10 protein-coding genes and 2 pseudogenes are annotated in these 14,069 nt (G+C 71.1%); 4 read left to right on the plus strand and 8 right to left on the minus strand.

Annotated elements, in window-relative coordinates; all coding sequences use genetic code 11:
• Positions 1–192: 192 nt before the first annotated feature.
• The 3 genes and pseudogenes from ACFYP5_RS36925 to ACFYP5_RS36935 form a co-directional block, all read left to right on the plus strand.
• Positions 193–633, plus strand: a pseudogene (locus ACFYP5_RS36925) (trypsin-like peptidase domain-containing protein); the annotation flags it as partial.
• A gap of 350 nt (positions 634–983) precedes the next feature.
• A pseudogene (locus ACFYP5_RS36930) lies at positions 984–2,849 on the plus strand (serine protease); the annotation flags it as partial.
• A gap of 43 nt (positions 2,850–2,892) precedes the next feature.
• Complete coding sequence (locus ACFYP5_RS36935) at positions 2,893–3,846, plus strand: bifunctional riboflavin kinase/FAD synthetase (RefSeq protein WP_389044091.1); 954 nt, start codon at positions 2,893–2,895, stop codon at positions 3,844–3,846.
• A gap of 79 nt (positions 3,847–3,925) precedes the next feature.
• Here the strand turns inward: ACFYP5_RS36935 and ACFYP5_RS36940 are convergent, their stop codons facing one another.
• The 4 genes from ACFYP5_RS36940 to ACFYP5_RS36955 form a co-directional block, all read right to left on the minus strand.
• On the minus strand, positions 3,926–5,290 hold the full coding sequence (locus ACFYP5_RS36940) for an MFS transporter (protein ID WP_267001143.1): 1,365 nt from the start codon (positions 5,288–5,290) through the stop codon (positions 3,926–3,928).
• A 189-nt stretch (positions 5,291–5,479) separates the two neighbouring features.
• Complete coding sequence (locus ACFYP5_RS36945) at positions 5,480–7,780, minus strand: xanthine dehydrogenase family protein molybdopterin-binding subunit (RefSeq protein WP_389044093.1); 2,301 nt, start codon at positions 7,778–7,780, stop codon at positions 5,480–5,482.
• Positions 7,777–8,310, minus strand: a complete 534-nt coding sequence (locus ACFYP5_RS36950; RefSeq protein WP_389044096.1) for a (2Fe-2S)-binding protein — start codon at positions 8,308–8,310, stop codon at positions 7,777–7,779. Before ACFYP5_RS36950 ends, ACFYP5_RS36945 begins: the two co-directional genes overlap by 4 nt.
• Positions 8,307–9,128: an FAD binding domain-containing protein gene (locus ACFYP5_RS36955; protein ID WP_389044099.1), complete on the minus strand. Its 822-nt coding sequence runs from the start codon at positions 9,126–9,128 to the stop codon at positions 8,307–8,309. The genes ACFYP5_RS36950 and ACFYP5_RS36955 overlap by 4 nt, the downstream gene beginning before the upstream one ends.
• Positions 9,129–9,357: 229 nt before the next feature.
• Here ACFYP5_RS36955 and ACFYP5_RS36960 point away from each other — a divergent pair, with 229 nt between their 5' ends.
• A complete protein-coding gene (locus ACFYP5_RS36960; protein WP_389044101.1) occupies positions 9,358–9,957 on the plus strand; it encodes a MarR family winged helix-turn-helix transcriptional regulator in 600 nt (199 codons plus the stop codon).
• A 71-nt stretch (positions 9,958–10,028) separates the two neighbouring features.
• On the opposite strand, the gene ACFYP5_RS36965 is transcribed toward ACFYP5_RS36960, so the two are convergent.
• The 4 genes from ACFYP5_RS36965 to ACFYP5_RS36980 are packed head-to-tail and all read right to left on the minus strand — an operon-like array spanning position 10,029 to position 14,060.
• Complete coding sequence (locus ACFYP5_RS36965) at positions 10,029–11,024, minus strand: oligopeptide/dipeptide ABC transporter ATP-binding protein (protein ID WP_389044104.1); 996 nt, start codon at positions 11,022–11,024, stop codon at positions 10,029–10,031.
• Positions 11,021–12,049: an ABC transporter ATP-binding protein gene (locus tag ACFYP5_RS36970; protein ID WP_389044107.1), complete on the minus strand. Its 1,029-nt coding sequence runs from the start codon at positions 12,047–12,049 to the stop codon at positions 11,021–11,023. The genes ACFYP5_RS36965 and ACFYP5_RS36970 overlap by 4 nt, the downstream gene beginning before the upstream one ends.
• The gene (locus tag ACFYP5_RS36975; RefSeq protein WP_389044110.1) at positions 12,046–12,981 is read right to left on the minus strand and encodes an ABC transporter permease; all 936 of its coding nucleotides are present in this window, start codon (positions 12,979–12,981) and stop codon (positions 12,046–12,048) included. Before ACFYP5_RS36975 ends, ACFYP5_RS36970 begins: the two co-directional genes overlap by 4 nt.
• On the minus strand, positions 12,978–14,060 hold the full coding sequence (locus ACFYP5_RS36980) for an ABC transporter permease (protein ID WP_389044114.1): 1,083 nt from the start codon (positions 14,058–14,060) through the stop codon (positions 12,978–12,980). Before ACFYP5_RS36980 ends, ACFYP5_RS36975 begins: the two co-directional genes overlap by 4 nt.
• Positions 14,061–14,069 lie beyond the last annotated feature (9 nt).

Here is a 14,069-nt window from a genome sequence, read left to right on the forward strand (position 1 = left end):
GGACACCGGATTCCCATCGTGGAGCGGGCAGCCCCCCTTACCCGCTCCACGATCCCCCTCGGGGTGTCTGTCCACCCGAACCCACGAATTCACCCCCACGAGCAGGCGCTCGGAGTGAATCAGGGGTGCATTTGGGGGCGCGTTTGCTCCGAGTGGTTCTCGCGCTGATCACGGCCGACCTAACGTCGGACCATGGGAAGCGGGAACCGGTCGACGCTGGTACGTATCTGCGATCCGGCCGGCCGGCAGCGAGGGACGGGGTTCGTCGCGGACGACCGTGGCACGGTCGTCACCAGTCACGAAGCGGTCGACGGCCTGCTGCGACTCGTCCTGTACGGGAAGGGTGACCGCAGCTGCCTCGTCGAGGCCGATGCGATCACCAACCTCCCTGAGCTGGACCTTGCGCTGGTGCGCACCGGCGGACTCGATGCACTCGGCGTGGAGCCGCTGCCGGTCGCCCTGCGGGACCGGATCGAGGCGGGTACGTACGTACGCGTCGCCGCCCACGGCTGGCGCGAGGCGCGCGTGCTGGGCGTGGCCCCGGTGACGTACACCGCGACCGACCGCTCCTACCGGGTCGGTGCCGCGATGGAGCTGGCGCTCGGCACGGACGGCAGAGACGCCCTGCGGCTGCGTGGGGCGGCGGTCGGCGGGCCTGTGCTCGATCCGGACAGTGGCGCGGTCATCGCCGTGGTCGGCACCGCCCTGCGCGGCGGACACTCCGCCGCCGGGTTCGCCGTGCCGCTGGTGGGAGCGGGCACCGTCGAGCCGCTGGGCGAGTTGCTGCGGCGCAATGCGACGACCGTCCCCGGATACGGACGCGACCTCAACCTTGCCGGTGCCCTGCAGCTCGCCGCGATGTCCATCGGGGCCGCGGCAGGTCCGGGCGCCTGGCCCGACCCGGTCGAACGCCCGGACATCACTGCGGAGTTCACGGCGTTCACCGCCTCCGGAGAACGCCCCGCGGTCGTGCTCGGCCTCGTCGCGGAGCCCGGCACCGGGCGCACCACCGAACTCGCCGCGCTCGCCGCCCGCCGGGCCCGTGGTTGCGACCCCGCCCTCACTCTCTGGCTGCGCGGCGCCGATCTGCTGGCCGACGACGCCTCGGTCGCCGACGCGATCGCCCGCACGCTCGAGCAGGCCGGGCGGGGCCCGGCAGGGCCGAGGACGCCGGCGCGCTCAGCGACGCCTCCTGGTGGGCCGCTCACCTCCTGTCGCAGACGTTGCTCCGGGTGCCCGATGCCGGTCCGCACGTGGAAGTGCTGCGGCTCCTGGCCGGTCATATCGTCCGGCGGTCCGGCGCCGAGGGACGGACGGGGAAGCCAGGAGGCGCCCGGGATGTCCCCACCGGCCGGGAACATCGCCGACGCCCCCTGGGGGCGTACGCCGAGTTCGGACCGTGGTTCTGGCGGCGGCTGCGGCTGCCCGAGGCGGACCGCATCGACCTGCTGCGGCGGCTGGTCCCCGCGGACGGCCCGCCGCGCGGAGGCGGGTGGGGCGGAGACCGCGACGGCCGACGGGGCCGGGCCGGCGCGTGCCGTGACGAGGGCGGGGACAGCGGCGAGGAGCGGTTCCTGGATGTGGTGGCCAGGCGGCTCGTCGCCCGGCCCCGGATCGTGCAGCCCCTGCTCTGTCGCTGGTTCACCGATGAGCGCCCGTTGTCCGCCGAGGACGGTGTGGCGCTGCGGCCGACCGTCGCCGCCGCAGCGCAGGCGCTCCTCCACGCCCGTCGTGACCTCGCTGTCGACGATCTGACCGACGCCCTCGTCACGACCGTCCACCCGCGCGCCGACGAGCTGCTCACCGCGCTGGCCGAGGACGAGCCGGCCGCGCTGTGCCGGGCTGTCGAGCGCTGGGCCCGCGACGGCGGAGGGCGGGCCCGGCGGGGCGCCGCCGCCACGTACGGGCTCGTCACCGCACCGCATGCCACCGCCGAAGCCGACCGTGCACTGCTGCGCCGCTCGGCGCTCGCCCTGCTGGCCCACGCCGACGTCGCCCTGCACGGAGCCGGGCTGACCCCCCTCGTACGTGATCCGCAGACCCGGGACCGCTATCTGCCGCAGGCCCTGCGGGTCTTCGTGCAGGGCGATCCGCAGCTGTCCGCGGCCGAGCTCGTCATCGCCCTGCCGACCCATCGCGAGCCGGTGATCGCCGCGTTCCGGGAGGCGCTCACCCGGCCCGGGGACGGTGCCGGCGAGGTGCTGCGCTCGCTCGCCGCGATCGACGCCCCGGCGCTGGCCCTGCACGCGGCCGGTCTGGTGCGGGCCTACGTCGACAGCCGGCCGGAGGGCGGCGCGCATGTCGCCGCGTACATCGACCGCAGGCTGGAGCACGGGCCCGCCGCCCGCGCCCTGCTGCTGCCCCTGATGAGCGGTCTGCTGCGGGACAGTCCGGCCCCCGCACCCGTGCGGGGCGCCCTCGCCGGGGTGCTCGCCGCACCCGGCACCCCGGCATCCGGGGCCCTGCGGGCCGAGCTGCTGGAGGTCCTGCTGGAGTTCGAGCAGGGCACCCACGGTGACCCGGTCGTGCTCGACGCACTGCTCTGTGCGGTGGCGACCGGGTCCGGCCGGCGTGCGCCGGCCCGCACCCGAGCTCTGGTCCACCGCACCGGGATGCTGCTCGTCCGCACCCCCGAAGGAGCGGCCCACTTCGACCGCAGGCTGGTCGAACTGGCCCGTGACGGGCCCGGATTCGGCCGACTGGCCACCGGATGGCTGGCCGATGCGCCGCAGGAGTGGGCGGCCGTCGTCGGCCCCGGTGCGCAGCGGACCATGGAGTCCCTGTCCACCGCGATGACGATGCCGATGCGGGACCCGGGCCGGGGGCATGGCAGTCTTAGACCTGCATAAGAGGTAAACCCACGTACACAGGTTCGGGCGAGGAGCGGTCACAGTGCAGCGCTGGCGTGGCTTGGAGGACATCCCCCAGGACTGGGGACGCAGCGTCGTCACCATCGGCTCCTACGACGGGGTGCACCGCGGACACCAGCTGATCATCGGCAGGGCCGTGGACCGCGCGCGCGAGCTGGGCGTGCCCTCGGTCGTCGTGACCTTCGACCCGCACCCCAGCGAGGTCGTACGGCCCGGCAGCCATCCGCCGCTGCTGGCCCCGCACCACCGGCGCGCCGAGCTGATGGCCGAGCTAGGGGTGGACGCGCTGCTGATCCTGCCTTTCACGACCGAGTTCTCGAAGCTGGCGCCGGCCGACTTCATCGTGAAGGTGCTGGTCGACAAGTTGCACGCGCAACTCGTCATCGAGGGTCCCAACTTCCGCTTCGGCCACAAGGCCGCGGGGAACGTGCAGCTTCTCACCGAGTTCGGTGCGACGTACGACTACAGCGTCGAGGTCATCGACCTGTATGTGAGCGGCGAGGCGGGCGGCGGCGAGCCGTTCTCGTCCACCCTCACCCGCCGGCTCGTCGCCGAGGGCGATGTGGCGGGCGCCGCCGAGATCCTGGGCCGTCCGCACCGTGTCGAGGGCACCGTGGTGCGCGGCGCCCAGCGCGGCCGCGACATGGGCTTCCCGACGGCGAACGTGGAGACCCTGCCGCACACCGCGATCCCCGCCGACGGCGTGTACGCGGGCTGGCTGAACGCGAACGGCGAGAGGATGCCCGCCGCTATCTCGGTCGGCACGAATCCGCAGTTCGACGGCACGGAGCGGACGGTGGAGGCGTACGCGATCGACCGTGTGGGTCTTGATCTGTACGGACTCCATGTCTCCGTCGACTTCCTCGCGTACGTCCGCGGGATGGCCAAGTTCGACTCGCTCGACGACCTGCTGGTGGCGATCGCCGCCGATGTGAAGCGGGCCGGCGAGCTGATCGCGGCGTACGACCGCGGCTGATCCTTCTCTCACCAACGGCTCCGGCCGGGACCGCGCACAAGCCGTCCCGGCCGGAGCCGTAGGTGCATCGGGGGGCGGCTCAGGAGTTGAGCTCCTCCAGCGTCTTCCCCTTGGTTTCCACCGCGAACAGTGCGATCACGGCACCCACCACGGCCATGCAGCCCAGCTGGGCGAAGACCATCGTCAGGCTGCCCCCGGAGCCGATGATGGCGCCGACCACGATCGGTCCGAGGATGACACCGAGCCTGTTCCACACCCCGCCGAACGACGCCCCGCGCGCACGGCTGCGGGTCGGGTACAGCTCCGGTGTGTAGAGGTACAGGCTGACATTGGTCGCGAAGACGAAGAGCGTCGCGACCGACGCCCAGACCGCGACCTGTCCGCCCGAGGTGGCACCGGAGACGGCCAGTGAGAGCAGGGCCACCGCCGCACCGCCGAGCCCGATGGTGAGCGAGATCCGGCGGCCCACCCGGTCGATGATCAGGGCCACGAGGAGACAGCCGATCAGCCCGGTCACATTGCTCAGCAGCGAGTAGTTCAGCGCGGTGCGCAGATCGAGGCCGAACGTCTTGGTGTAGAGCGAGGGCAGCCAGGTCGCGATGCCGTGGTTGACGTAGTACGCGACGAACCACAGACCCGAGACGACCACCGTGCGCCGCAGATAGCGGCCGGTGAACAGGTCGCGCAGGCCGCCGCGGGCCGTCTCGACGGCTGTCGCCGGGCCGGGCTCCGGCAGCTGCGCGCCGATGGACTTCTCGACGTCCTGCTCGATCCGGGCGATGACCTGCTCGGCCTCCTCGACCCGGCCGCGGGAGAGCAGCCAGCGTGGCGACTCGGGGACCTGGCGGCGCAGGACGACCACCAGGAGCACCGGCAGGGCGCCGATCAGGAACATCACACGCCAGCCGAAGCTGGGCACCACCCAGCTGGCCACCAGGGTCGCCGAGGCCAGACCGGCCGGGAAGATGAGCTCGTACAGCAGCACGAACCGGCCGCGGTGGTCGGCGCGCGCTATCTCGTTGATGTACGTGGCGGCGACGGGCACGACGCCGCCGATGCCGAGCCCCTGGACGAACCGGAAGGCGGTGAACAGGGCGAAGCCGGGCGAGACGGCGACGGCGAGGCTGGCAAGCGCGGTCACGGCCACGCCGAGCGCGACGGTACGGACCCGGCCGATGCGGTCGCCGAGCCAGCCGGCGACGAGTGCGCCGAGCAGCATGCCGACCGAACCGCTGGTGACGATCAGCGTGCCCTGGCCGGTGCTCAGCTTCCACTGTTCGGTCAGGACGGGCAGTGCGGAGGCGGTCAGCAGCTGGTCGAACGCCTCGAAGAACGTGACGGCGCCGATGAGCGTGCGGACCTTGATGTGCCAGCGAGAGCTCGGCAGGCGTTCGAGCCTGGCCGAGATGGAGCTCACGGTGGGGCCGGTGGCCACGATTGACATGGGGATCCTTCCGCGAACAGAGGAGTTGCGGCGACCCTAGAAAGAAGTGTCTTAGGGGTCAATAACTAAGCACTTAAATTTCATAACGAAGTGAACCTCGCCTGAACAGGCATTTTGATGGCGAGCGCGGTACGGGCATGGCTCACCGGCCCATGGCGGATGCGCCATGGGCCGGTTGGGCGGTGCGGGTCAGCGCAGCTCTGTGCGCTCCCGTGGCAGTGCCTGCAGCGCGTCGAAGACCCGCTCGGGGGAGAGCGGCAGGGTGGTCACCCGCGCCCCCGTGGCGTCCTGCACCGCATTGGCGACGGCCGCCGCGACCGGGACCATCGCACCCTCGCCGGCCCCCTTGGCACCGAACGGGCCGGGCCCGTGCCCCTGCTCCTGGGTGATCGACACGAAACGCTCGGGGAGGTCCTCGGCCATCGGCACCCGGTAGTCCAGCGCCTCACCGTTGAGCAGTGCGCCGTCCTCGTACCGCATCTCCTCGAACATCGCCTGCGCCAGCCCCATCACGGCAGCGCCCTCGTCCTGACCGCGGCAGAGCAGCTTGTTGACTGCCCGGCCGACATCGCCGCTCGCCACCAACTGCAGGACCGTCACCTTTCCGGTGTCCGGGTCGACCTCGACCTCCGCGCCCGCCCAGCCGATCTCCCAGAAGAGGCAGGGGGACTCCAGCGGGGCGTCGGAGGAGAGCGGCGCCTTGAAGAAGCCCTCGCCGTGGAATTCGTAACCCGTACCGCCGAAGACCCTCGCCACCAGGCCCGGCAGCGGAACCGGTGCGTCTTCCCCGCGCTGAACCGTCCAGTCCCGCAAGGTCAGTTCGGCCGGATCGCAGCCGAGCTGCCCGGCTGCGAAAGCGAGCACCTTCGACCTGGCGTCCTGGGCCGCCCTGAGTACCGCGGTGCCCATCACCGTCATCCCGGACGAGGCGTTGGTGCCCTGGTCGTAGGGGGTGACATCGGTGTCGACCGGCGCGTACCGCACCCGCTCCAGATCCGTGCCGAGCACCTCGGCTGCGACCTGGCAGAGCGAGGTTGAGGCGCCCTGGCCGATCTCGACCGTGCCGGAACTGACATAGACCGAGCCGGTGGCCGTGATCTTCACCCGTGCCTGCGCGGGCTTGTTCACCCCGCCGCCGTCCTTGAAACCGATGGCCAGCCCCATCCCGCGACCGGGTACGCGTTCGCGCCCCTGATAACCGAGCGCATCTGCGACGGCGTCCAGGCCTTCGGCGAGATCGCTGTCGATCCCGCTCTCGCCCGGCACGAACGGCTCCCCGAGCCGCTTGAGGTTCTTCATGCGCAGCTCGTACGGATCCATCCCGAGCCGCTCGGCGATCATGTCCACCTGGCTCTCGGACGCCCAGGTGGCCTGCGTCGCCCCGAAGCCGCGGAACGGTCCCGCCGGTGTGGTCGTCGTCATCACGCACGACGAGGAGGAGCGTATGTGCTGCCAGCGGTACGGTCCCGGCATCCGGTAGCAGGCCTTCTCCGCGACCAGCGGGCTGCCGTCGGAGTACGCCCCCGCGTCCAGCAGCACCTCGCTCTCGCGCGCGACGAACGTCCCGTCCGCCATGACGCCCGTCCTCACCTTCAGGACGGCGGCGTGCTGGCTGAGCGTGAGGAAACCTTCCTCCGTCGTCAGGCAGTAGCGCACCGGCCGGCCGGCCGCCCGCGACAGCAGGATGGCGATCGGCTCGGTCTTGCAGTTGTGCTTCGAGCCGAACCCGCCGCCCACGTACGGCACATGGACATGGATCCGGCTCTCCGGGGTGCGCAGCACCCGCGCCAGCTCCTTGCGCAGCGGGAACGGGTTCTGGGTGGAGGCCCAGATCTCGATCTCTTCGCCGCGCACATCCGCGACCGTGACGAACGGCTCCAGATGGAAGTGATTCATCCGGGAGAAGGTGAAGGAGTCCTCGAAGATGTGGTCGCAGTCGTCCCAGACGGAGTCCGGGCCGGTCTCGTACCGGAACTCGTAACAGACGTTGGGCCGCGGCCGGAGCTGACCGGAGGCCCCTGTTCCATACGGAGGGACGATGCCCGGCGGAGCCTGTTCGAACAGCTCCGGGGCGTCGGGTGCGAGAGCGGCCTCGATGTCGGGGACGGCCGGCAGCGGCTCGTACGTCACCTCGATCAGCTCCAGCGCGTGCAGTGCCACCGCCTCGGTCTCGGCGGCGACGGCCGCCACCACGTCACCCGCGTACCGCACCCGGTCCAGGGCGACGATCGGCTGGTCCTTGATGAAGTAGCCGTAGGTGGGGTCGAGTCCGTCGAGCTCGTCGCGGGTCAGCACTGCGTGCACGCCCGGCAGCGCGCGGGCCTTGGCGCTGTCGACCGACACCAGGCGGGCGTGGGCGTGCGGACTGCGGAGCACCTTGGCGTGCAGCATGCCGGGGAGCCGGATGTCGGCGGTGTACTGCGCGGCGCCGGTGACCTTGAGGGTCGCGTCGGTGCGGCGGTCGCGCGTGCCGATCAGGGATCTGCTCATCGGGCGTCCTCGGTGTCACGGGCCGGCTCGTCGTCCCGGATCAGCTCGGCCGCTCGGCGCACCGAGTCGATGATCATCTGGTAGCCGGTGCAGCGGCACACGTTGGAGGAGATCCAGGAGCGGATCGTCTCGTCGTCCGGCTCCGGGTCCTCCCTCAGCAGGGCGGTGGTCAGCATGACCATGCCGGGGGTGCAGTAACCGCACTGGAAGCCGCCGCACTCCGCGAAGGCGCGCTGCACCGGGCTCAGTTCCCCGTCCGTGGCCTGTCCCGCGATGGTCTCCACCGCCCGGCCGTCGACGCTGAACGCGAAGACGCTGCAGGAGGCGGAAGGAGTGCCGTCGATCAGCGTGGTGCAGGCGCCGCAGACGCCGCGCTCGCAGGACGCCTTGACACCGGTCATGCCGTAGCGGTCGCGGAGCAGGTCGAGCAGGACGGTGCTGGGTGCGATCCGCTCGGAGCGAGGTCGGCCGTCGACGGCGAAGTCGATGGTGAGCCGGGCGCCCGTGTCACTGGTCAGGTCGCTGTTCATCGGGGGATTCCCTCTCCGGTGGTGCGTCGTTCCAGCAGCCGTCCGAGGAGCACGGCGGCGACGTGGCGCCGGTAGCGGGCGCTCCCGGCCGCGTCGCCGATCGCCTCGGGCAGTGCGGCCGCGATCTCGGTGGGGTCGGTGCCCAGCGGGGCGCCGACGGTGTAGGGACGGGTGTACTCGGAACCCACCGCCATCGTGACCGTCCCCGTGCGGACCGCTGCGGCCACCGTCATCAGCGGGCGCATCGAGCGCTCGTACCCGAACCACACCTGACGTACGTCCGTGATCCTGATCGCGCGCAGCAGACCGCCCGGCGGCTCCGCCCGGTCCCACAGTGCGGCCGGCTGGACGGTGGCCGTCCCGTCGAGTGTCAGGAAGTCCAGCTCCGCGTGGAGGGCGCTCAGCATCACCGACATCTCGTACCGGGTACGTCGCGCCATCAGATTCCCGCCGAGGGTGGCCCGTCGCCGGATCCGCTGCGTGGCGATGCTGCCCCAGCCCGCGGCCAGGCCCGGCAGGGCGGCCCGCACCCGGGCGTCGTGCGAGCCGGCGTGATGGTCGACCCCGGCGCCGATCTCCAGCGTCGAGCCGTCCCATTCGATCGCGCCGAGCTCCGATACGCGCTCCAGCGATACGAGGGTCCGGCAGTCGAGACCCTCGCGGAACTGTGCGAAGAGGTCGCTGCAGCCCTGTGCATAGACCGCACCGCGGGTCACCCCCGCGGCCACGGCCTCGGCCGCCGTCACGGGACGTTCCAGGGCGAAGTCGGGGATGGTGCGCTGGGTGGGCGCCACCATCCCGGTGGGGAGCAGGAGCATGCGGACCGTGCCTCCTGGGGTGGCGCAGCGGTCGATCACCGATATCACCACGGAGAGTTATCTAAGAACTGAAACAGCTAATGCTGAGATTTCTAGCACTTGGTGACAGCCACCACAAGGGTCCGGCTTCGGGCGCCGGTTGTATCGTGGGCGGTCACTACCGCACCGCACGCTCCATTCCCGGAAGGAGGCGCGGGGTCCCGGCGCCGGCGCCGTCCTCCCACCGCACATGACTCGTAGAGCTTCCAGCAGCCCCGACGCGGTCGACCTCATTCTGGAGCAGTGGAAACGGGAGCTGCCCGGTCTCGACGCCTCGCCGATGGAGGTCCTCGGCCGGCTCCACCGCAGCTACCTGCGCTACCAGGGGCTGCTGTCCGATCTCTTCGACTGCTTCGACCTGAACATGGCGGCCTTCGATGTGCTCGCGGCCCTGCGCAGGTCAGGCCCGCCCTACCGGCGGACCGCCGGTGAACTCGCCGACATATCCCTGGTCACCACCGGCGGCATCACGCTGCGTCTGGACCGGCTGGAGAAGGCCGGTCTGGTGACCCGGGAGCGCGATCCCGGCGACCGCAGGGTCGTGTACGCGCGGCTCACCGACCGGGGGATCGAGATCGCCGATGTCGTCGCGGTCGCGCACTTCGCCAACGAGGAGCGGATGCTGGCGGAGCTGACGGGGACCGAGCGGCGTCAGCTGGGCCGCCTCCTCGGCAAGCTGGAACGCTCCCTGGAGACGGCGGAACGGACCCCGCCCGACCCCGGGACGGCCACCGGGGCGGGCGGCCGGCCCGGGCCGAAAAGCCGTCGGCAGTCAGTATCTGAGCACTGAGGCATCGACCGGGACGGGGTCGCATCCGGCCGTAGCGGTCGGCCGGACGCCCGGCCGACCGGAGGGCCGCCCTACGGCTGCGCGCCCACCACCGCATGCGCCCAGTGGCACGCCACCTGCGTCTCCCCGCCCCCCACGAGCACCGGAAGATCCTTCGTACGGCACGCGTCCGCCACCCCTGCCCGCTCCGCCTCGCCCGAGGCCAGGATCTGACAGCGCGCGTGGAAGCGACAGCCGGACGGGACCTTCGACGGGTCAGGCGGCTCACCCGTGAGGATCACCGGATCGCCCTCGGCCTCCGGCAGCACCGACAGCAGTGCCTGGGTGTAGGGATGCTGCGGGGCCGTCAGGATCTGCTCGACCTCGCCCGTCTCGACGATCCGGCCGAGATACATCACCGCGACCCGGTCGGCGATGTTCCACGCCAGGCCGAGGTCGTGCGTGACCACCAGGGCCGACAGGCCCAGTTCGTCTCTCAGCCGTAGCAGCAGGGCCAGGATCTCGCCGCGCACCGACGCGTCCAACGAGGCCACCGGCTCGTCGGCCACGATGAGTTCCGGTTCCAGGACGAGGGCACCCGCGATCACGACGCGCTGGCGCTGGCCGCCCGACAGCTCGTGCGGGTAGCGCAGGAAGAATCGCTCCGGGGGCCGCAGCCCGGCCCGCGACAGGGCCTCCGCGACAGCGGCCCGTTCGTCACCGGCGTAGCCGTGGATCCGCAGGCCCTCCGCCACCGCCTCGTACACCGTGTGCCGCGGGTTGAGCGAACCACTGGGGTCCTGGAGCACCAGCTGCACCCGCTTGCGGTACGCCTTCAGCGCGCGTCCCGCGTAGTCGAGCGGCTTGCCGTCGAAGGTGACCGTCCCGGACGTCGGGGGCACCAGCCCCAGCAGGGAGCGGGCCAGCGTCGTCTTGCCGCACCCGGATTCGCCGACCAGTGCGACGATCTCGCCGGGCCGGATGTCCAGGTCGACGCCGTCCACCGCCCGCGCCGTAGCCGCACCGCGCCGGCCGGGGAAGGTGACCTTCAGTCCCTCCGCGCTGAGCAGAGGAGTGGTGGTGGTCATGATGTGCTCCTTGCTTCCTCGGCGCCCTGCCGGAGCGAGGCGTCGGCTGCCGCCGGCTCCACCAGCACACAGGCCGCCCGCCGCGCCGCACCGGCGTCCCGCAGCTCCTGGTCCTGCGTGGTGCAGGAGTCCAGTGCCACCGGACAGCGCGGATGGAACGTGCAGCCGGCCGGCAGCGCCGACGGGTCCGGCGGGTCACCGGGCAGCCCGCGGGGCGCGAACCGGGAGGACCGGTCGCCGATCCGCGGGAAGGCGCCCGACAGGGCCTTGCTGTAAGGGTGTTGTGCGTTCTCGAACACCGCGGCGGAGGGACCCTCCTCCACGACCCGGCCCGCGTACATCACCGCGAGCCGGTCGCAGGTGTCCGAGAGCACCGCCAGGTCGTGGCTGATCATGATCAGCCCGAGGTCCTGCTGGGACACCAGTTGCTCGATCAGCCGCAGGATCTGAGCCTGGATCATCACGTCGAGGGCCGTCGTCGGCTCGTCCGCGATGATCAGGCCCGGGTCGCAGGCCAGCGCCATCGCGATCATCACGCGCTGCCGCTGACCGCCGGAGAGCTCGTGCGGATACGCGTTCGCGCGCGCGGCAGGCAGCCCCACATGCTCCAGGAGTTCACCGGCCTTCTTCTTCGCCCCGGCCGGTGTCGCCTTCTTGTGCAGCAGGATCGGCTCGGCGATCTGGTCACCGATGCGGTGCACGGCGTTGAGCGAGTGCATCGCCCCCTGGAAGACGATCGAGGCACCCGCCCAGCGTACGGCCCTGACCTGGCCCCACTTCATGGCGAGGACGTCCTCGCCGTTCAGCAGGATCTCGCCGGTGACCTTCGTCCGGGCGGGCAGCAGCCGCAGCAGCGCGAGTGCGAGCGTCGACTTGCCGCACCCGGACTCACCGGCGATGCCGAGCTTCCGGCCCGCGTCGACGGTGAGGTTCACACCCCGGACCGCCTGCGCTCCGCCGGCGTACGTCACCGAGAGGTCGCGTACCTCCAGCAAGGGGGTCTTCTGCGTGCTCGGTGTACTCAACGGGCCACCCCCAGCTTGGGATTGAGGACGGACTCGATGGCACGCCCGCACAGTGTGAACGACAGCGCCACCACGGCGATGGCGATACCGGGCGGTGCCAGGTACCACCAGTCGCCGGCGCTCACGGCGCCCGCCTCGCGCGCGTCCTGAAGCATGCCGCCCCAGGAGGTGATGGTCGGGTCGCCGAGGCCGAGGAAGGCGAGCGTGGCCTCGGTGAGAATCGCGCTGGAGATCACGAGCGTGGTCTGCGCGAGCACCAGCGGCATCACGTTCGGCAGGACGTGACGGGCCATGATGTGCCCGTGGCCGGCGCCCAGGGCGCGGGCGCGCTCGATGTAGGGACGGGACTCGACGGCGAGCGTCTGGGCGCGGACCAGGCGGGCCGTGGTCGGCCAGGTCGTCACGCCGATGGCGAGGATGACCGTCCAGATGGAACGGTCCATCACGGTGGCGAGCGCGATCGCGAGAACGAGGGTCGGCATCACCAGGAACCAGTCGGTGACGCGCATCAGAACCGTCGAGTACCAGCCGTGGAAGTGTCCCGCGACGATCCCGACGACCGTACCGATCGCCACGCACAGGAACGCGGCGAGCAGCCCCACCGTGAGCGAGACGCGGGCGCCCCACACCAGCAGTGCCAGGACGCTGCGTCCGAACTGGTCCGTACCGAGCGGAAATTCTCCGCTGGGCGATTCGAGAGCGCCCCCGGGTGCGTCGGTGACGCTCTGCGAGTCGGCGCCGGCCAGCGTGGGCGCGAACACCGCGATCAGCGCGATCAGGATGAGTCCGGCCAGCCCCCACAGACCGCCCCGGTGTGACCGGTACTCCCGCCAGAAGCGGGCCAGTGACTGGCGCTTGCGGGCCCGGGCCAGAGCGCGCGGGGTCTTGGTCACGCCCGCTTCGTTCTGCACGGGCAACTGTTCGGTCGTCATCGGCCCACCCGGGGATCGAGCAGCGGATACAGCACGTCGGCGAGGGTGTTCGCCAGGATCACCGCGGTGGCGAAGACGAAGAACAGCCCTTGGACGAGGGGAAGGTCGGGCACGCTCAGCGCCTGGTAGAAGAGACCGCCGAGCCCCGGCCAGGAGAACACCGTCTCGACCAGGATCTGGCCCGCCACCACATGACCCAGGTTCACGAACATCAGTGTGAACGTCGGCAGCATCGCGTTCGGGACGGCGTGCTTGCGCCGTACGACATCGTCACGGAGCCCCTTCGCGCGGGCTGTCGTCAGATAGTCGCTGCCCATCTCGTCGAGGAGCGAGGAACGCATCACGAGGAGTGTCTGCGCATAGCCGACCGCGACCAGTGTGATCACGGGAAGCACCAGGTGATGGGCGACGTCGAGGACGTAGGCGACGCCTGTCTCGCCGCCCGACTCCAGGCCGCCCGTCGGGAACATGCCCGGGATCGGGCCGATGCCCACGGAGAAGACAATGATCAGGAGCAGACCCAGCCAGAACGACGGCACCGAGTAGAGCGTCAGCGCGAACGCGGTGTTGAAGCGGTCGCTGCGGGAGCCGTTGCGCCAGGCGGTACGGGTGCCCAGCCAGATGCCGAGCGCCGTGTAGAGGACGTACGCCGTGCCGGTGAGCAGCAGCGTCGCCGGGAGCGCCTCGGTGATCTTGTCGATGACGGGGGTGTGGAACTGGAACGAGGTACCGAAGTCCCCGGTCAGCGCATCACCCACGTAGCTCGTGAACTGCTTCCAGAGCGGCTGGTCGAGGCCGAACTGGTGTCTGAGTGACTGGAGCTGCTCGGCGGAGACGCGGCGACCGCCGGTCATCTGCTTCACGGGGTCGCTGGGGATGAGGCGGAAGAGGAAGAAGCTGGTGACGAGAACGGCGAACAGGGAGATGACCGCTCCCGCGATCTTTGCCGCCACGTACTGGAGATAGACCTTGATGTTGCGCGCCCGTGCGTCGCGGGTGACCGACGGCCCGGCCGGAGCCCGGCCGTCGGTGTCCGCATCCGCGTTCTGCACGAGCGCCGGAGTGCTGTCAGCTGTCATGGGGAACTC

It is taken from the genome of Streptomyces sp. NPDC005262 (assembly GCF_042872425.1).
Taxonomy (GTDB): domain Bacteria; phylum Actinomycetota; class Actinomycetes; order Streptomycetales; family Streptomycetaceae; genus Streptomyces.

Bases quoted from the DNA above. Each gene is read 5' to 3' on its own strand.
- ACFYP5_RS36945 (WP_389044093.1), bottom strand. From the start codon at position 7,780: ATGAGCAGATCCCTGATCGGCACGCGCGACCGCCGCACCGACGCGACC.
- ACFYP5_RS36980 (WP_389044114.1), bottom strand. From the start codon at position 14,060: ATGACAGCTGACAGCACTCCGGCGCTCGTGCAGAACGCGGATGCGGAC.
- ACFYP5_RS36965 (WP_389044104.1), bottom strand. From the start codon at position 11,024: ATGACCACCACCACTCCTCTGCTCAGCGCGGAGGGACTGAAGGTCACC.
- ACFYP5_RS36940 (WP_267001143.1), bottom strand. From the start codon at position 5,290: ATGTCAATCGTGGCCACCGGCCCCACCGTGAGCTCCATCTCGGCCAGG.
- ACFYP5_RS36955 (WP_389044099.1), bottom strand. From the start codon at position 9,128: ATGCTCCTGCTCCCCACCGGGATGGTGGCGCCCACCCAGCGCACCATC.
- ACFYP5_RS36950 (WP_389044096.1), bottom strand. From the start codon at position 8,310: ATGAACAGCGACCTGACCAGTGACACGGGCGCCCGGCTCACCATCGAC.
- ACFYP5_RS36975 (WP_389044110.1), bottom strand. From the start codon at position 12,981: ATGACGACCGAACAGTTGCCCGTGCAGAACGAAGCGGGCGTGACCAAG.
- ACFYP5_RS36960 (WP_389044101.1), top strand. From the start codon at position 9,358: ATGACTCGTAGAGCTTCCAGCAGCCCCGACGCGGTCGACCTCATTCTG.